The organism is Streptomyces sp. GS7, from assembly GCF_009834125.1.
Lineage (GTDB): Bacteria > Actinomycetota > Actinomycetes > Streptomycetales > Streptomycetaceae > Streptomyces.
Genome location: NZ_CP047146.1, coordinates 5,887,598 through 5,904,982, shown reverse-complemented (window position 1 = coordinate 5,904,982; position 17,385 = coordinate 5,887,598). Strand labels below are relative to the sequence as shown.

The window sequence follows — 17,385 nt, the reverse complement described above, 5'->3', positions numbered from 1 at the left end:
GCCGGCCCGGGCTTTCGGCTAGCGCAGCCCCTGTGTCGTCGACCCGGCGGGTGGCCGTTCACCGGGCGGTACCCCCAACTCCCAGGTGAGCCCGTAGCGTTGGAACAGCTCGGCGCGCAGCCGGATGCGCGGCATCTGCGCTCCCGGGAGGAGCATGGGCACCACCGACCCCATCAGCAGCGCCCGCAGCAGCGGGTAGTCGGTGTCGGGATCGGTCGACCCGTACGCCACCACCGTGTCCCTCAGCAGCTGGGCCAGCCGCTGCTGTTCGGGGCACTGGACGAAGCCCGCGGCGGTCAGGATCCCCGCCATGTGCGTGCGCATCAGGAGCGGCTCGTCGTGGGCGAGACCCAGGATCGCGTCGATGGCCCGGGCCATCAACTCCCGCCCCGCGTCCGGTCCGGCGGGCCGCGGTGCCCGCTCCAGCGCTGCTTGGAGCGTGCGGTGCATCAGCCGGTGTACGGCGGACTGGAGCAACTGGTGCTTGCTGGGGAAGTAGTACGAGATCAGCCCGCGCGCGGCCCCCGCCCGCTGGGCGATGTCGCCCAGCGTCGTGGCCTCGTAGCCACGCTCGCCCACCAGCTCGACCGTCGCCTGCAACAGCCGCTCGCGGGAGCGCCGTCGCAATTCTTCATTGACCGATGCGCTGCGGGGGGACATCCTATAACTCCTGCGTTGACTGGCTGAGAGCCAATATACTCAGCGCAGCTGGGGATGTCCGACCCGAGTGGTTCGGAAATCCGGCCAGGCTGCCTGGTTCGGGCGACGCGGGGGATCGCCCGAATCGGGTGGGAAGGGGCCGGGACGGTCGTCGCGCACCGCTCACCGCGGTGCCGCGAGGATCGTTCCGGCCCCTGTTGCGATGCGGTGCGATCACGCCCGATCGCCGACGGTCGTACGGGCGCACCGAAACCGCGCACACATGCGAAATGCCCTCACTCCCAAGGGTGGTTACGGGGAGGGAGGGCGGCCGGGAGGTGGGGCCGGCGCCGAGCGGGGGTACGGCTTCCGGCCGGTGCACCTGACGCCTCGACAGAGAGGGCCCGCCGCGATGTCCGAAGGTCTGCCGGCGCCTGGCGTCCTCGTCAGGCAACTCCCCGGCGGAGTCCGGACCACCGGCGAACTCGGCACGTTCCGGGCGGAGACCGTGCGGCAGGTATCGGGACTCACCCTGGAACAGGACGTGGTGGAGATCCGGCAGGTCCCGGCCACCGGTGAACTCCTCGTACGCGAACGGCCGGGGCCCGCCGCCCGGAGAAGGAGCACCACCCATGACACCGCCCGATCCGCCCGGGGCCCACGTCACGGAGAAGCCCGGTGGCGTGCGTACGATCACCGGCGCGAGCACGTCCGTTCCGGCCTTTCTCGGCTATACGCGCGTGTCCCCGAAGGACGATCCCCATGCGGCGGTCGCGTCGTACACGGACGCGGAACGCCGGACTCCGCGACTGGTCCGCGGCTGGCGGGAGTTCGTCGTCCGCTACAGCATGGAGGGGCTGACGCAGGAGCGGGCGGAGGTCACCACACCGAAGGACCGCAACGCCCTGGAACGGTGCTTCACTCTCGCCGAGGCGGTCTACGGCTTCTTCGCCAACGGCGGGCAGTCCTGCTACGTCGTGGGGTTCACCGATCCGACGAAGCCGGTGACCGCCGCGGCGCTCGCCGGCGGCGCGGTGGACCGCACCGGACTCGGCGGGCTGGTGACCGAGCCCGGGGTCAGCATGGTCGCGGTGCCCAACCTCTGGGAGATGACCCGGGCCGTTCCCACGGCCGAAGACCCCGTCGCGGTGAATCCGGCGGACGGCAAGGTCCTGATCGAGGCCGTACTGAAGCACTGCACCGAGATGGGCAACCGGCTCGCGCTGGTGGATCCGCCGCCGGGCCTGCTCCCCGGCGCGGTGGAGACCTTCGCGAACGGGCAGTTGGCGGCGCCCACCACCGACGACGCGGCGTTCACCGCGCTGTACTACCCCTGGGTCGCCGTCCCCGGTATCGAGGGGCGGCGGCGGACCGTGCCGCCGTGCGGTCACATGGCGGGGGTGTGGGCCCGTACGGATGCCGAGCGCGGGGTGTTCAGGGCCCCCGCCAACGAGGCGCCGCGCGGCGTACTGGAGATCCCGGTGCTGCTGACCGACGAGGAACAGGGGGCGCTCAACGCCGTGGGCGTCAACTGCCTTCGGGCGTTCCCCGGGCGGGGACTGCTGGTGTGGGGTGCGCGGACGCGGTCGACGACCAGGGACTGCAAGTACCTGAGCGTGCGGCGGCTGGTCTGCTTCCTGCGCGACTCGATCGAGCAGTCGTCGAGATGGGCGGTGTTCGAGCCGAACGACGAGCGGTTGTGGGGGGCGTTGCGGCATGCGGTGTCGACGTTTCTGATGGATCAGTGGCGGCAGGGGGCGCTGGTGGGGCGCACCCCGGAGGAGGCGTTCCACGTCGTCTGCGATGAGTCGAACAATCCGCGGGAGAAGCGGGACGCGGGGGAGGTGCACTGCGACATCGGGGTGGCGCCGGTGCGGCCCGCCGAGTTCGTGCACTTCGGCATCGCGCAGATCGCCGGGCAGCCGGGGAAGTAGGAACGGCCGGGCGGCGACGCTCACGTACACGTACGAGGGCGCTGCCGCCACCGATTCCGTGTCCGCGCCCAGAGACGATCCGCCGCGGCCGACCTCTCTCGGAGGGCCGGGCCGCGGCGGATCCCCGGATTGCTCAGGCCAGTACCCGCTGCTCCGCGGTGACTTCGCCGTCGCTGAGGTGCCAGTGCAGGTCCCGTACGCCGGGCTCCAGCGAGAGGCGGGTGATGACCTGCTCCAGGGCCTGGGCGATGTCGCCGGAGACGGTGACCGCGGCGCGGAAGCCGGTGGTGTCCTCGGACTCGCGCCGGGCCCGGAGGCCCGTGGGGGTCAGCCCGGAGGCGGTCAGTGCCTGGAGCAGGAGGGCGCGGATGTGCGTCTCGGCGCGGCGCTCGCAGACCACGTGGACAGTGGCGTGGACGGCCGCGTCCGGGTCGGACCCGGAGGCCGGGGCCCGGTCCAACAGCCGCCCGGCCGGGCGCAGTACGAGGTGTACGGCCAGGACCGCGACGGTGCCCAGGACGGCGAGCGCCAGCCGGCCGGAGGCGGCGAGCACGCCGACCGCCGCGGAACACCACAGCGTGGCCGCGGTGTTGAGCCCGCGCACTCCGGCCCCGTCGCGCAGGATCACCCCGCCGCCGAGGAAGCCGATACCGGAGACGACGTAGGACGCCACCCGGGTTGGGCTGCCCGAGTCGCCGACGGCCGTGCTGTAGAGGACGAAGAGGGTCGCGCCCGCGGCCACCAGGGCGTTGGTGCGCAGCCCCGCCATCCGGGCACGCCATTGGCGCTCGACGCCGATCAGCGCTCCACAGGCGACGCCGGTGGCGAGCCGGATCAGGAAGTCGATGATGGTGAGGGTGTGCATGGTGCACCTCCTTCGGTGGCCGGGACCACGAGTGCGGGACAGGACGGTTGCTCCTGGACAGGGAGCGGGGGAGCGGGCGTTGGGCGCCCTACTGGTGCAGCGCGACCTCGACGATCTTGAGGACGACCAGGGCCATCGCGATGAGCAGATACGTCCGCAGGGCACCCATGCCGATCTTGCGGCCGGTGGAGAAGATCGGCTTCGGCAGGGTCTCCAGCGGCGGCATCCGCCAGTCGTCCTTGCCGCTGCGGTCGATCGGCCGGCCGCTGAGGGCCCAGCCCTTGTTCCGGCGGCGGACCTCCGCGTAGCCGATCGCGAGGACTCCGGCGATGCCGCAGGCGGCCATGATGTCGAGGATGGTGGTGGCGCTGATGTCCGGGAAGAGGACGGAGGCGGTCAGGATGATGGAGAGGGTGACGAGGACGCCGACGACGGTGGCGGTGAAGGCGTTGGTTTTGGGGCCGTTGGTCCAGGGGCCGAGGACGGTGCGGTCGTTGCAGAGCAGGAGGAGGAAGACGGTGGCGGAGGGGAGGAGGACGCCGGCGAGGGTCTGGACGCCTTCGGTGAGCAGGCCGAGGGGGGAGCCGGGGATCAGGACGATGGTGGCGGCGACGGCCACCACTCCGGCGTAGATGGCGTAGAAGCCCTTGGCGCCTTTGATGCCGCGGTGGAGGGAGTGCTTGATGCCGAAGACGTCGCCGATGGCGTAGGCGGTGGAGAGGGAGACGGCGAAGGCGCCGATGATGGAGGCGTCGAGGAGGGCGATGGCGAAGAGGATGCCGGCGAGTTTGCCGGCGTGGGCTTCGAGGCCGGTGGCGATGCCTGCCGCGTCGGTGAAGTTGCCGAAGCCTTTGGTTGCGGTGAAGGCGGTGGCGGTGAAGCCCATGATGGCGGCGGCGCCGATGACGACGATGGCGATGCCGATCCACAGGTCGGCCTTCTCGTAGCGCATGAAGCGGGGGGTGATGCGCTTGTCGATGACGTAGGACTGCTGGAAGAACAGCTGCCAGGGGGCGACGGTGGTGCCGACGATGCCGATGATCAGCAGCATGACGGTGGCCAGCTGACCCGATCCGCCGGGCATGGTGGGTACGACGAAGTCGTGTGCCATCTGCGAGGTCTTGGGGTGGATCATGAAGTACAGCGGGATGAGCAGCAGTGACCCCGCGCACAGGAAGATGGCCACGCGCTCGAACCGGCGGAAGGAGCCGGTGAAGGCGGCGGAGACGATGACCACGGCGGCCAGGATCACCGAACCGGCCTTGGGCAGCCCCAGGTAGCCGGCGGCGAGGGTGATGCCGATGAACTCGGTGACCAGGGTGAGGGCGTTGAGGAGGAAGAGGTCGATGACGGAGAAGGCGCCCCAGAATTTGCCGAAGCGTTCGAGGATGAGGCGGGCGTGGCCGACGCCGGTGACGGCGCCGAGGCGCAGGACCATTTCCTGGTTGACGTAGAGGACGGGGATGAGCAGGAGGAGGGTCCACAGCAGGTGGGTGCTGTAGTTCTGGCCGGCTTGGCCGTAGGTGGCGAAGGCGCCGGCGTCGTTGTCGCCGACCATGACGATCAGGCCGGGGCCGACGATGGCCAGGAGGGTCTTGAGCTTGGCTGACAGGCCGGTGCGGGGTGCGGTGTCGTCGAGCTTGATGGTGCCCAGTGCACCGCGGATGTCGCCTACGTGTGCGTCATCGAGAACGGCGGTGGGGCGCTGGGTCGGGACCGCGGTGCGGACGGTCGTGTGGGTCATGGCGTACCTCCCAAGTCCCCCCGGAGGGAGAGGTATTGGGGGCACGCGGCAGTCATCCCCCCTGCGCGGGAGCGCAGCACGGCAACCCGTGATGGCGCCTGGCCATACGGGGCGTGACACGGCGGGGAAGCCGCGCAGGGGAGGTGGTTACCGCGTGCCGGAAGAGTGCGAGGACAGGCGGACGGCGGGCCGATGATGGCCCGGACTACTGCAACTGCAATCCATGTCTCTCGCCTCCTTCCGGCCGGGGCGCCTGGTGCGCCGTCGTCGACTCGGCAAGGAGCGGACCAGTCTCCGTCGACTGGCTCACCCCAACTCGTCAGAGCTTTGGCACTCCACGGCGTAATCCCCTTCGCGAGGGCAGCCACTTGGGGTCACCCCTTGGGCCGGGGAGACCTGTCCTGATCCGGAGCGTCTCTCGACGGGTGGGATCAGTGGCCTGTGTCCGTGAAGACGCCTCACCGAACGAGGTGACCTCTTCGCTTCAAACCTGTACGAGTGTAGACCCACACTTGCGCGGCAACGCAACCTGTTGACTGACTCTTAACCCGGCGGTCGGTAGTGGGCTCCCCCACAGTTCGGGTGCTGGACACCCCCCGCGGCCGGCGGCGAGCATGAGCCGCATGTCCCACCACCCCGAGCCCGGCCGACCGGGCAACGTCGACTCCGAGCGGCTGGCCCGTATCGAGGCGCTGCTGGCGCCCGCCGTCACGGGCATAGAGGAGGCGGGCCGCCGGCTGCTGCCCGCCTGGCGGCGGGTGACCAAGGGCGAACCGCGCTGGCCCTCGACACTGGCGGTGCTGGCGGCGGTGGCGTTGCAGTTCACGCTGCCGGAGCGGCTGGCGATCCATCCGGAGTGGCTGCTGCCGACCCTGGAGACCGCGCTGCTGATCGCGCTGGTCGCGGCCAACCCGTACCGGATCGAACGGGGCTCGACGCTCTACCGGTGGGCCGGGCTGGTGCTGATCGCGATGATCAGCGCGGCGAACGGCTGGTCCGCGGTGCATCTGGTGATCGGTCTGGTGCGCGGGACCGAGGGCAGTGACGCGGGTCCGCTGCTGGCGACCGGCGGCAGTATCTGGCTGACGAACGTGATCGTCTTCGCGCTCTGGTACTGGGAGTGGGACCGCGGCGGCCCGGTCGCGCGGATACACGCCGAGCGGACCTATCCCGACTTCCTCTTCCCGCAGATGCAGACACCGGAGCTGGCGCCGGAGCACTGGGAACCGCAGTTCCCTGACTACCTCTACCTTTCCTTCACCAACGCCACCGCCTTCAGCCCGACCGACGTGATGCCGCTCACCCGCTGGGCCAAGATGCTGATGCTGCTGCAGTCGGCGGTCTCGCTGCTGACCGTCGTCCTGGTCGTGGCCCGCGCCGTGAACATCTTCAAGTAGCCGGGGTCCGCAGAGATTTGGCGGACGGAGGTGTGACTGCGGCGTTTCGAGGGTATGGCGTCGTGGTGACAGGTTCATGAGGCGGCCATGAGAACTCAATGAATAATTGCGCGGTTGCGCAATCTATTGGCCAAGGCTTGACCGGTGAGGCCGTAACCGATCGCCAGCGCGCCCCTGACCTGCGATTTTGTACTGATGGGTCGTCACGGCCCGAAAACAACCCCCGTAGCAAGTCAATTTTTCCTAACGCGGCGGTCAGGGGTAAGGGGCTGTCACGCGGTGCCGCCTGCCGAAGCGGCGGGCGGGCGTGTTCACAACATGTTCGATTTGCGGATTTCTGGTCCGGCACGCGAACCTCGCGCCTGGTCAGCGGCATCTGTAGGGGCGAACGTCCGAGGGTCTTTCACCCACCGGCACCGAACAACAGAGGCATATCGATGTCGTCGCCCCTTCTCGAATCATCCTTCGAGCAACCAGAGCACCTGCCCGACCGGGCCGTATACCGCACGGCCACCACCCCGCACCCGCGGACCCTGCTCGACGTGCTTGACGCAACCGCCGCCGCACACCCCCAGGCGACCGCCTTGGACACGGGCTCCGAGGTGATCACCTACCGCGACCTGTGTATCGAGACCGAACGCCGCGCACGGCAGCTCAGGGATTACGGGATCGGCCCCGGCGACCGCGTGGGAGTCCGGGTGCCGTCCGGTACCGCGGAGCTGTACCTGTCGATCCTCGCCATCCTGCGCAGCGGCGCCGCCTACGTACCCGTCGACGCCGACGACCCGGACGAGCGGGCCGCCACCGTCTTCCGGGAGGCCGCCGTCTGCGGTGTCCTCGGACCGAACCCCCAGCCGCCGGGCCTGGCCCGGCCCCTGGGAGCGCAGCGGCTCCCCGGTCCCGAGGACGACGCCTGGATCATCTTCACGTCGGGTTCGACCGGCGCGCCCAAGGGCGTGGCCGTCAGCCACCGCTCCGCCGCCGCGTTCGTCGACGCCGAGGCCGCGCTGTTCCTCCAGGACCGGCCGCTGGGCCCCGGCGACCGGGTGCTGGCCGGCCTGTCCGTCGCCTTCGACGCCTCCTGCGAAGAGATGTGGCTCGCCTGGCGGCACGGCGCCTGCCTGGTGCCGGCGCCCCGCTCGCTGGTCCGGGCCGGCCATGAACTCGGCCCGTGGCTGGTCGAACGCGGCATCACCGTGGTGTCCACCGTGCCCACCCTCGCCGCGCTGTGGCCGGACGAGGCGATGCGCCGGGTCCGGCTGCTGATCGTGGGCGGCGAGGCGTGCCCGGCCGGGCTGGTCGACCGCTTCGCCCATACCGGGCGCGAGATGTGGAACACCTACGGCCCGACCGAGACCACCGTCGTCGCCTGCGCGGCCCGCCTGCTGCCGGGGGAGCCGGTACGCATCGGCCTGCCGCTGGAGGGGTGGCAGCTGGCCGTCGTCGACAAGGCCGGGCAGCCCGTGCCGTACGGCGAGGAAGGCGAGCTGCTGATCGGCGGCGTGGGCAACGCCCGCTACCTCGACCCCGTCAAGGACGCCGACCGCTTCCGGCCGGACCGCGTCCTGGGGACCGCGCGCGCCTACCGCACCGGCGACCTCGTCCGCGCCGAGCGCGCGGGCCTGCTGTTCGTCGGCCGCGCCGACGACCAGGTCAAACTGGGCGGGCGGCGGATCGAACTCGGCGAGATCGACGCCGCGCTCGGCGCCCTGCCCGGCGTCCGCGGCGCCGCCGCGGCCGTCCAGACCACCCCGGCCGGCACCCAGGTCCTGGTCGGCTACGTCGTTCCCGAGCAACGCTCCGGCGACGGCTCCAGCTTCCAGCAGGACAAGGCCAGAGCCCTGCTCAAGGAGCGGCTGCCGGGCCAGCTGGTGCCCGTACTGGCGGAGGTCGAGAGCCTGCCGACCCGGACGTCCGGCAAGGTCGACCGCAAGGCGCTGCCCTGGCCGCTGCCCTCCGCGCACGACGCGAGCCGCGACCACGCCGGCCCGGCGCTGCACGGCACCGCCGCCCGCCTCGCCGACATCTGGGAGAAACTCCTCGGCGTGCGGCCCGGCCCGGACAGCGACTTCGTCTCCCTCGGCGGCACCAGCCTGGTCGCCGCCCGCATGGCGTCCATGCTCCGCGAGCACCACCCCGGCGTCTCGGTCGCCGACCTCTACCGGCACCCCGTGCTGCACCGGATGGCCGAGCACCTGGACTCGCTCGGCGGCCCGGTCGACGAGGCCCGCCCGGTGCGCCCGGTCCCGCGCGGTACCGCGGTCGTCCAGTTCCTCGTCCAGACCGGGCTGTACGGAGTCGCCGGGCTGCGCGGGCTCGTCGGACTCGCGCTCGCGGACAACATCCTCGGCTGGCTCGCCCCGCAGGCGTGGGCCCCGCACACCGCCTGGTGGCTGATCATCGTCGGCTGGGTGGTCCTCTTCAGCGCCCCGATGCGGTGCGCCATCGGTGCCGTCGGCGCCCGGGTGCTCGCCGGCTCCATCAAGCCCGGCGCCTACCCGCGCGGCGGCGCCACCCACCTGCGGCTGTGGACCGCCGAACGCGTCGTCGCGGCCTTCGGCATCCCGTCCCTGCTCGGCACGCCCTGGGCGCGGCTGTACGCCCGGACGCTGGGCTGCACCGTCGGGCGCAACGTGTCGCTGCACACCATGCCGCCGGTCACCGGCCTCGCCGAACTCGGCAACGGCTGCAGCGTCGAGCCCGAGGCCGACATCTCCGGCTGGTGGCTCGACGGCGACACCCTGCACATCGGTGCGGTCCGCATCGGCGCCGGAGCCCGGGTCGCCCACCGCAGCATGCTGATGCCCGGCGCCGTGGTCGGCCAGGGCGCCGAACTCGCCGCCGGCGGCTGCCTGGACGGCGAGATCCCCGACGGCGACTGCTGGACCGGCTCCCCGGCCCGCCCGGCCGGCGCCGCCGAGCGGATCTCCAACACCGCGTGGCCCGCCCCGCGTTGGCGGCGCTCGATCGGCTGGAGCGCCGCCTACGCGCTCTCCCTGCTGGGCCTGCCGCTGCTGGGGCTGGTGGCTGCTGCGCCCGCGCTGGTCGGCATGTACTTCCTGCTCCGCCAGAGCGTCGCCTTCTCCACCGCGGCGGGGCGGCTGCTCGCGGCCGCACCCGTCTTCGCGATCGTGACCACGGCATGTTCGATTTTGGTGACCGTCGCTCTGGTGCGGCTCCTCGGCCGCGGCATCAAGCCCGGTCTGCACCCCGCGAGCGGCGGGGTCGCCTGGCGCGCCTGGCTGGTCACCCGCATCCTGGACGGCGCCCGCGGCAGCCTCTTCCCGATCTACGCCAGCCTCGCCACCCCGCACTGGCTGCGGCTGCTCGGCGCCAAGGTCGGCAAGCACGTCGAGATCTCCACCGTGCTGCCGCTGCCGTCCCTGCTGCACGTCGAGGACGGCGCCTTCCTCGCCGACGACACCCTGGTCGCGCCCTACGAAATCCGCGGCGGCTGGCTGCGGTTGGGCCACGTCCGCATCGGCCGGCGGGCCTTCGTCGGCAACTCCGGCATCGTCGACCCCGGCCACGACGTGCCCGACCACAGCCTGGTCGGTGTGCTCTCCAACGCCCCGGCGAACGGCGAGCCCGGGATGTCCTGGCTGGGCCGGCCCGCCATGCCGCTGCCGCGGGTGGCGGCCCAGGCCGACCCGGGGCGCACCTTCGCGCCGCCGCGCAAGCTGGTCATGGCCCGCGCCGCCGTCGAGATGTGCCGGGTGCTGCCGGTGATCTGCGGAGTCGCCCTCGCCGAGGGCGTGTACCTCGCCGAGCAGGCCGCCTTCACCAACGGCGGCCTCGGCCTCGCGGCGCTGGTCGGCGCCCCGCTGATGCTGGCCTCCGGCCTCGCGGCGCTGCTCATCACGACCCTGTCGAAGTGGCTGCTGGTCGGCCGGTTCACCGCGAGCGAGCATCCGCTGTGGTCGTCGTTCGTCTGGCGCAACGAGCTCTACGACACCTTCGTCGAGTCGCTCGCCGTGCCGTCGATGGCCGGCGCGTTCACCGGCACACCGGTGCTCAACTGGTGGCTGCGCACCCTCGGCGCCAAGATCGGGCGCGGGGTGTGGCTGGAGAGCTACTGGCTGCCGGAGACCGACCTGATCACCGTTGAGGACGGCGTCAGCGTCAACCGCGGCTGCGTCCTGCAGACCCACCTCTTCCACGACCGGATCATGCGGCTGGACACCGTCCACCTCGCCGAGGGCTCCTCCCTGGGCCCGCACGGCATCGTGCTCCCCGGGACCGCTGTCGGGGCCCGCGCCTCGATCGCACCGTCCTCCCTGGTCATGCGCGGCGAGAGCGTGCCCGCACACACCCGGTGGGCCGGCAACCCGATCGCCGGCGAGCGCGCGGCGCGTCCCGCCGGGGCCCGCTCGGAAGGCGGTGCGGCAGCGTGACCCGATGCAGTCGGCGCGCCCTGATCAGGGGCGCCGCCCTGCTGCCGCTCGCCGCGACGGTCGCGGACGGCCTCGCCGGACCGCTCACCGACCGCTACTTCCCCCGCCATGGCACCTACGCCCACGACACCGCCTCGTACGACCTGCACCTGGCCTACCACCCGGTCAACGCCAGCCTGAACGGGCGGGCCCGGATCAAGGCGGTGGCCAACCGGTCCCTGGACCGGGTCGAACTCGACCTGTCCCGGCTGTCCGTGCACAGCGCCCGGATCGACGGGAACCGGGTCCGCACCCGGCAGAAGGACGGGAAGCTGTTCCTGGACACCCCGCGCCCGCTCGCCAAGGGGGCGCACTTCACGGTGGAGGTCGGCTACAGCGGCCGGCCCAGGCCGGTCCGCTCCCCGTTCGGCCCGATCGGCTGGGACCGGACCGGCGACCCGCACGACGGGACGCTGGTCGCCTCCCAGCCGCTCGGCGCCCCGTCCTGGTTCCCGTGCAACGACCGCCCGGACGACAAGGCCGCGTTCACCTTCCGGATCAGCGTCCCGCACGGGCACCACGCGCTCGCCAACGGCACCCTGCTCGAACGCCGCCGCACCGGGCACCAGGAGTGCTGGACCTACCACCACCCCGGTCCCATGGCCCCGTACCTCGCCGCGCTCTACACCGGCCGCTTCCGCCACGACAGCGGAACGGTCCACGTCGGCACGGCGGACGCGCCGATCGCGCTGCACAACGCGTACCCGGCGTGGATGGCCGATGACGCGGAGCACGATCTGGCCCGCCAGCCGGAGATGCTCCGCGCCTTCAGCGGCTACTTCGGGGCGTACCCCTTCGAGGCGTACGGCGCGGTGGTGGTGGACGCCGAACTCGGCGCCCCGGTCGAGAACCAGACGCTGTCCGTCTTCGGCAGCAACCACATCGACGGCCACCGCGGCTCGGAGACCCTGGTCGCGCACGAGATCGCCCACCAGTGGTACGGCAACAGCGTCAGCCTGCGCGACTGGCGCGACATCTGGCTGAACGAGGGCTTCGCCACGTACGCGGAGTGGCTCTGGTCCGAGCACATCGGCGAGGACGACGCCGCGCAGATCGCCCAGCAGTCGTGGCGTTCGCTCCAGGCACGCAACCAGGATTTCCGGCTCGCCGACCCCGGTCAGCGCCGGATCTTCGACGACCGGGTCTACGTCCGCGGCGCCTGTGCCCTGCACGCGCTGCGGACCGCCATGGGCGACAGCCGGTTCTTCGCGATGCTCCGCAGCTGGCACGACACCCACCGCGGTGCCAGTGCCGACACCCCGGCGTTCGTCGCGCACGCCGAACGCTCCGCGGCGCACTCGGTCCGCCCGCTGCTGCACTCCTGGCTGTACGAGAAGCCGCTGCCGCGCCTCGCCGCGGCCTGACGGGCCCGAGGACACACGGCCGCGCGGCGGCGGGCGCCCTGCCCGCCGCCGCGCCGGCCGCCGGTCAGCCCCGGCGCCGCACCTTCAGCGCATTGTCCGTACGGGTGGTCGGCCGCCCGTCGGGAGCGTTCTGGATCCGCTCGTGCTCCTCGCTGAGCTGGACCTCCCACTCGTCCTCCCGGAGCGCGAGGGCCGCCAGCACCTCGTCGGGGGTGGGGAAGTGCGCCTCCTCGTGGTCGTGCTCCTCCCAGGCGGGGAATCCGGCGTGCCCGACGATCAGCAGCACGCCGCCCGGCGCCACCGCACCGGACGCCCGCCGCAGGATCCGCTCGCGGAAGATCTCGCCCGGGTGGTGCAGGAACTGCACCGAGACCAGATCGAAGCCGCCCTCGGGGAACGACTCCGCCAGGTCGTGCCACTGCCAGTCGACCCGGTCCGCCACGCCGGCCGCCGCGGCGTGCTCCGCCGCCCGCCCCAGCGCCACCCGCGAGACGTCGGCGGCGGTGACCCGCCACCCCTGCCCGGCCAGCCAGACCGCGTCCGCGCCCTCTCCGCAACCCAGGTCCAGCGCCGTCCCCGGCGTCAGACCGCGGGTCTCGCGGACCAGCACGACGTTGGGGTTCCCGCTCCAGACCTGGTCGCGCTCGGTGTAGAACGTGTCCCAGAACTCGTGGTCCGGGATGGCGGTGCCGCCACTCGTGCCGTTGCCGTGAGCCATGGATGTGCTCCCCTTCTCCGTCGGTGTACGGGAGAGGGTCCGGCGCGGACCTCGCACGGCGCAAAGTTCGTTGCCGAAACAGCAACGGGAGCCCCGTCCCGACTCCCCGCCCGGCCCGCACCTTGCGGATCAACTCGCCTCGCGCACCGCCGCGATCCGGCGTGAAGTCGTATCCGCGGGCGGTGTGCGGACCACCGCACCCGCCGTCCACCGGAGCGTCCAGAGAGGAGAGCGTCATGCCGGCAGGTTCCAGCGCCAAGCGGGAGCGCCAGTACGAGCACATCAAGGAGAGCGCCGAGAAGCGGGGTGTTCCGGAACGGCGCGCCGAGGAGATCGCCGCCCGGACGGTGAACAAGGAGCGCGCCCGCGCCGGCGAGGCCCACAAGCCCGGGAAGGTCTCCACCCGCGACCCCAAGTCCGCCTCGCGGCGCGGCGGCGAGCGCTCCCACAAGGGGGCGCAGGGCCCGACCAGGGACCAGCTCTACGAAGAGGCACGGCGTCAGCACATCGAGGGCCGTTCGTCGATGACGAAGGAGCAGCTCCGCAACGCCCTGGGCCGCTGACCCGGGGCCGGGCGGCGCCGGTCAGATCTCGCCCTCGACCACACCGCCGACGTCGTGGGCGATGTGCACAGCCGCCTCCTCGGCGGACGCGGCGCCGCCGTCGATCCCGACGTCGCGGGCGACGACGTCGTTGCTGCTGCCGCGCCAGAAGCCGTCGTCGTAGCTGACGATCCGGCCGGCGCGCTCGGCGCCCACCTGGTCGTCGTACGGTTCACCGGCCCCGTCCGCCAGGTCGCCGATGCCGTCGCCCTCCGGCGCGCAGACGTCCGGGAGTTCCACGGACAGCCGGTGGGCGAGGGTCTCCCGGTCGTGCTGCTCCTGTGCCGTGGTGCCCTCGTGGTTCACCACGAACGGGCGCTCGGGCGGCGAATAGCCGGTGTCCAGCGCCTCGTCGAGCCCCGGCTCGTCCAGGGCGTCCTCCATGTCGAGGTCGTTGGGGTTGTCCTGGGGGTCGGATCTGGGCGGCTGATAGACCTCGTCGCCCATGGCGTCGTCGGACATTGCCGCCCTCCTCCTCCGCGTCTCCGCGTCCGGTGCGTCGTCGCACCGGGTGTGCCCCGTCCGGGCTTGTGCCTCGTGGTAATTGTCCGTCACCGGACGCGCTCCGGCCTCAGGAGCGCCGGTCCTCCGTCCCCAGCCCGAGGGACTCGGCGATGCCCTGCACGTTGCCGTAGCGGTGGTGCGCGGGCAGCTGCTCGGCCATCGTGACCAGGCGGTCGGGAGCGTGGTTGCGCCGCAGGGTCCGGATGACGTCGTTCCGCTCGGCCGGGTAGAGGCTGCGGCCGAGGTACTGCGCGAGTTCGGAGCGCAGACCGACGTCCTGTTCGGTCATGCCGTGCGGGGTGCCGCCCCGGAAGACGCTCTCCGGCGACGGTGCGGCCACCGGCTGGTCCTCGCCCGCCGGCTCCAGCTCCCGGTTCTCGTCCGCACGCAGTGAGCGGTCCACCGTCATCTGGCCGCGCAGCTGCTTCTTCATCATGTCGTCCCGGGCGGGACCGGTCTTGTCCATACCGTGTTCCATGACCATCGCTGCCTCCGTTGCCTCCGATTCCAGTCTCCCTGTTCCCCCCGCGGTGACAACACGGAGACCGGAGGGGCCGCGGCGGACCGGAGCCGGACAGGCGAGCGCCCGCCGACCGCGGTATCCGGGTCGGCGGGCGGTGCCCACGGGTGTCGGCGTCAGCTCCCGGCTTCGGCGGCCACCGGCTTCGGGATCAGGAACGAGGTCGCGAGGGCCAGCGCCAGGATGACCACACCGGCGATCATGCCCGCGGTGTAGCCGCCGGCCGAGGCCGCGTCGGCGGGGGCGACCGCGGTCTTCACCGCGTAAAGGACGGCGAAGCTCAGGCCCGCGCCCAGGTTGAACGCACCCGCGTTGAGCCCCGGCAGGAAGCCCGGGTTCTCGCTGGGGGAGAGGACGATGCCCAGCCCGTTGAGCACGATGTTCGCCACGCCCGCGTAGGTGATGCCGACGAGGATCGAGGTGACCAGCAGCAGGACGTGGGACTGGCTGTGCATGGTCAGCAGCATCAGCACGACCGACCCCGCGGAGCCGACGAGGCCGAGCCGCAGGATCCGGCCGTAGCCGAACGTGGCGGCGAGCCGGCCGGCCAGCGGGCCCATGGCGAGTCCGGCGAGCGCGTACGGGGACAGCGTCCACCACGCGGACTGCTCGGCGGACATCCCGAGCCCGGCCTGGGCGTCCTGGGCGAACGCCGGGATCAGGCCGTTCATCACCGCGAACACACCGGTCATGGTGAGCACGGTGGTCAGGAGAGTGGCCCATGTGCCGCGCTGCTTGAGGTGGTGGGTGGCGACCAGCGGGTGCCCGGTGCGGTTCTCGGTCCGCCAGAACAGCGCGAAGGCGGCCGCGGCCAGTACGACCAGGACGCCGACCAGCGGCCAGTCGGCGGCGGCCAGCTTGCCCGCCTCGTTCAGCGCGATCAGCAGCGCGCCGACCGAGACGACCAGCAGCGCCACGCCGGGCCAGTCCATGCGGGACGCGGTGGGCGCCTTGGACTCCGGGGTCAGGGTGGCGACCAGGGCCGTGGCCAGCGCCGCGACGACCGCCATCGCCCAGAACACCGACTGGAAGCCGTGGTGGTCGGCGAGGTAGCCGCCGGCCAGGGAGTCGACACCGGCGATCCCGCCGTTGACCGCGGTGATCACGCCGAGCAGCGTGCCGTACCGCTTGGGCTCCGTGACCTCGACCCGCAGCATGATCAGGCACAGCGGAACGACCGGACCGCTGACGCCCTGGATGATCCGGCCGGCGAACAGCATCGGGATGCTCGTCGCGAGCGCGGCGACGACACAGCCGACGACCATCAGGCCCAGCATCCCGGCCAGAACCCGGCGCCGGCCGAGGACGTCGCCCAGCCGCGGCAGGAACAGCGAGAACAGCGCCGCCGACGTGAAGAACGCGGTCTGGGTCAGCCCGACCTCGGCGGAGCTGGCACCGAGGGAGTCCTCGATGTTCTTCAGCGCCGGGCTGAGCATGCTGGCGTTCAGCTGGAAGGCGAAGCAGGCCGTGAGCAGTGCGGTGACCAGCACGCCTATGCGTACGCCGGATCCGCCGCCCGCCGTCTCGGCGGGGCGCGGTGTGGTGGAGAGGTTCATGCTGCCCGGCCCTCGCCGATCCGCTCCAGGGCGTCCACCACGAGGTTCCAGAAGCGCTCGTGGTCGAGCGTGACCGCGACCTGCGTGTGGCAGTCGGCGGGCGCCGGCGCACGGAAGTCCGTCACGGTCATGCCCAGCGTCAGCGCACCGCGCAGCTCGATGTCGACCGGCGCCTTGCGGACGGTCATCACGTCCGGGTCGATGACGTAGGCCACCGCGCACGGGTCGTGCACCGGCGGGAATGCGAAGCCCTGGTTCTCCCGGTACGCCTCACGGAAGAAGTCCAGCAGCTCCAGCACGAAGCGGGCCGGCGCGGTGCCGACCGCGGCGATCCTCGCCTCGACGTCGGGGGTGGCCAGCGCCTGGTGGGTGAGGTCCAGGCCGACCATGGTGACCGGCCACTTCTCGTTGAAGACGATGTGCGCGGCCTCGGGGTCGATGATGATGTTGAACTCGGCGACCGCGCTCCAGTTGCCCTCGTGGTAGCCGCCGCCCATCAGGACGACCTCGCGCACCCGCTCGGCGATCCGCGGCTCCTTGCGCACGGCCATCGCGATGTTGGTCAGCCCGGCCGTCGGGACGATGGTGATCTCGCCCGGCTCGTGGGACATCACGGTGTCGATGATCAGGTCGACCGCGTGCCGGCGGTCCAGCTCGAAGGCGGGCTCGGGCAGTTCGGGCCCGTCCAGGCCGGTCTCGCCGTGGATGTCCGGGGCGGTCTCGACGGACCGGACCAGCGGACGCGGGTTGCCCGCGGCGAACGGCACCCCGGTGATTCCGGCGACGGCCGCCACCGACAGCGCGTTGCGGGTCACCTTCTCCAGCGTCTGGTTCCCGACCACGGTGGTCACCGCGACCAGCTCGATGTCGGGATTGCCGTGCGCCAGGAGCATGGCGATCGCGTCGTCATGCCCCGGGTCGCAGTCGAGGATGATCTTTCTGGCCAACGGGCGAGCCCCTTTGCTCTGCGGAACGGGGTGGTGCGGGTGAACTCGATCTCTGGGCGCGCCGCAGCAGGCTGCTACCTCGGGAAAACGTTCTCCGGAAATTTCGCTCATCGCGCGCGGAGATGTCAATGAAGTGTCAACGAAGTGTGAGGCAGGTGACCT

General features: G+C 71.8%; 13 protein-coding genes and 1 riboswitch. Of the genes, 5 read left to right on the top strand and 8 right to left on the bottom strand.

What is annotated here, in order from left to right; translation table 11 throughout:
* Window positions 1-18 precede the first annotated feature (18 nt).
* A complete protein-coding gene (locus GR130_RS25745) occupies window positions 19-660 on the bottom strand; it encodes a TetR/AcrR family transcriptional regulator (protein WP_159506918.1) in 642 nt (213 codons plus the stop codon).
* A gap of 611 nt (window positions 661-1,271) precedes the next feature.
* Between GR130_RS25745 and GR130_RS25740 the strand changes: the two genes are divergently transcribed.
* Entirely contained in the window at window positions 1,272-2,573 is a 1,302-nt protein-coding gene (locus tag GR130_RS25740; protein ID WP_159506917.1) for a phage tail sheath family protein, read from the top strand.
* A gap of 133 nt (window positions 2,574-2,706) precedes the next feature.
* Here the strand turns inward: GR130_RS25740 and GR130_RS25735 are convergent, their stop codons facing one another.
* Together GR130_RS25735 and GR130_RS25730 are read right to left on the bottom strand one after the other, a co-directional pair.
* The gene (locus GR130_RS25735; RefSeq protein WP_159506916.1) at window positions 2,707-3,438 is read right to left on the bottom strand and encodes an MgtC/SapB family protein; all 732 of its coding nucleotides are present in this window, start codon (window positions 3,436-3,438) and stop codon (window positions 2,707-2,709) included.
* An 88-nt stretch (window positions 3,439-3,526) separates the two neighbouring features.
* Window positions 3,527-5,182: an NRAMP family divalent metal transporter gene (locus GR130_RS25730; RefSeq protein ID WP_159506915.1), complete on the bottom strand. Its 1,656-nt coding sequence runs from the start codon at window positions 5,180-5,182 to the stop codon at window positions 3,527-3,529.
* A 303-nt stretch (window positions 5,183-5,485) separates the two neighbouring features.
* Window positions 5,486-5,659, bottom strand: a riboswitch (M-box (ykoK) riboswitch).
* 146 nt (window positions 5,660-5,805) lie between these two features.
* Between GR130_RS25730 and GR130_RS25725 the strand changes: the two genes are divergently transcribed.
* The 3 genes from GR130_RS25725 to GR130_RS25715 all read left to right on the top strand — a co-directional run bounded on the left by GR130_RS25725 (window position 5,806) and on the right by GR130_RS25715 (window position 12,376).
* Window positions 5,806-6,579 (top strand): hypothetical protein, encoded by a 774-nt coding sequence (locus tag GR130_RS25725; protein ID WP_159506914.1) that lies wholly within the window; start codon window positions 5,806-5,808, stop codon window positions 6,577-6,579.
* Window positions 6,580-7,016: 437 nt separating this feature from the next.
* Entirely contained in the window at window positions 7,017-10,973 is a 3,957-nt protein-coding gene (pls, locus tag GR130_RS25720) for an epsilon-poly-L-lysine synthase Pls (protein WP_159506913.1), read from the top strand.
* Window positions 10,970-12,376, top strand: a complete 1,407-nt coding sequence (locus GR130_RS25715; protein ID WP_159506912.1) for a M1 family metallopeptidase — start codon at window positions 10,970-10,972, stop codon at window positions 12,374-12,376. Before pls ends, GR130_RS25715 begins: the two co-directional genes overlap by 4 nt.
* Before the next feature lie 64 nt (window positions 12,377-12,440).
* On the opposite strand, the gene GR130_RS25710 is transcribed toward GR130_RS25715, so the two are convergent.
* Window positions 12,441-13,094 carry a class I SAM-dependent methyltransferase gene (locus GR130_RS25710; RefSeq protein ID WP_159506911.1) on the bottom strand — a complete coding sequence of 218 codons (654 nt, stop codon included), beginning with the start codon at window positions 13,092-13,094 and terminating at the stop codon, window positions 12,441-12,443.
* Between the two features lie 236 nt (window positions 13,095-13,330).
* Here GR130_RS25710 and GR130_RS25705 point away from each other — a divergent pair, with 236 nt between their 5' ends.
* On the top strand, window positions 13,331-13,657 hold the full coding sequence (locus GR130_RS25705; protein WP_159506910.1) for a plasmid stabilization protein: 327 nt from the start codon (window positions 13,331-13,333) through the stop codon (window positions 13,655-13,657).
* A gap of 21 nt (window positions 13,658-13,678) precedes the next feature.
* Here GR130_RS25705 and GR130_RS25700 read toward each other — a convergent pair whose 3' ends face one another.
* From GR130_RS25700 to uriH, 4 genes are all read right to left on the bottom strand, one after another.
* Window positions 13,679-14,158, bottom strand: coding sequence for a DUF5709 domain-containing protein (locus GR130_RS25700; RefSeq protein ID WP_159506909.1), 480 nt, complete (start codon window positions 14,156-14,158; stop codon window positions 13,679-13,681).
* A 109-nt stretch (window positions 14,159-14,267) separates the two neighbouring features.
* Window positions 14,268-14,684: a DUF2795 domain-containing protein gene (locus tag GR130_RS25695; RefSeq protein WP_159506908.1), complete on the bottom strand. Its 417-nt coding sequence runs from the start codon at window positions 14,682-14,684 to the stop codon at window positions 14,268-14,270.
* Between the two features lie 152 nt (window positions 14,685-14,836).
* Entirely contained in the window at window positions 14,837-16,276 is a 1,440-nt protein-coding gene (uriT, locus tag GR130_RS25690) for a uridine transporter UriT (protein ID WP_159506907.1), read from the bottom strand.
* The gene (gene uriH / locus GR130_RS25685) at window positions 16,273-17,223 is read right to left on the bottom strand and encodes a uridine-preferring nucleoside hydrolase UriH (protein WP_159506906.1); all 951 of its coding nucleotides are present in this window, start codon (window positions 17,221-17,223) and stop codon (window positions 16,273-16,275) included. The genes uriT and uriH overlap by 4 nt, the downstream gene beginning before the upstream one ends.
* Between the last annotated feature and the right edge of the window lie 162 nt (window positions 17,224-17,385).

What these genes read in the sequence shown, in the direction of transcription:
- GR130_RS25745 (WP_159506918.1), bottom strand. Translation starts at nt 660, where the DNA reads ATGTCCCCCCGCAGCGCATCGGTCAATGAAGAATTGCGACGGCGCTCC.
- GR130_RS25740 (WP_159506917.1), top strand. Translation starts at nt 1,272, where the DNA reads ATGACACCGCCCGATCCGCCCGGGGCCCACGTCACGGAGAAGCCCGGT.
- GR130_RS25735 (WP_159506916.1), bottom strand. Translation starts at nt 3,438, where the DNA reads ATGCACACCCTCACCATCATCGACTTCCTGATCCGGCTCGCCACCGGC.
- GR130_RS25730 (WP_159506915.1), bottom strand. Translation starts at nt 5,182, where the DNA reads ATGACCCACACGACCGTCCGCACCGCGGTCCCGACCCAGCGCCCCACC.
- GR130_RS25725 (WP_159506914.1), top strand. Translation starts at nt 5,806, where the DNA reads ATGTCCCACCACCCCGAGCCCGGCCGACCGGGCAACGTCGACTCCGAG.
- pls (WP_159506913.1), top strand. Translation starts at nt 7,017, where the DNA reads ATGTCGTCGCCCCTTCTCGAATCATCCTTCGAGCAACCAGAGCACCTG.
- GR130_RS25710 (WP_159506911.1), bottom strand. Translation starts at nt 13,094, where the DNA reads ATGGCTCACGGCAACGGCACGAGTGGCGGCACCGCCATCCCGGACCAC.
- GR130_RS25705 (WP_159506910.1), top strand. Translation starts at nt 13,331, where the DNA reads ATGCCGGCAGGTTCCAGCGCCAAGCGGGAGCGCCAGTACGAGCACATC.
- GR130_RS25700 (WP_159506909.1), bottom strand. Translation starts at nt 14,158, where the DNA reads ATGTCCGACGACGCCATGGGCGACGAGGTCTATCAGCCGCCCAGATCC.
- GR130_RS25695 (WP_159506908.1), bottom strand. Translation starts at nt 14,684, where the DNA reads ATGGTCATGGAACACGGTATGGACAAGACCGGTCCCGCCCGGGACGAC.
- uriT (WP_159506907.1), bottom strand. Translation starts at nt 16,276, where the DNA reads ATGAACCTCTCCACCACACCGCGCCCCGCCGAGACGGCGGGCGGCGGA.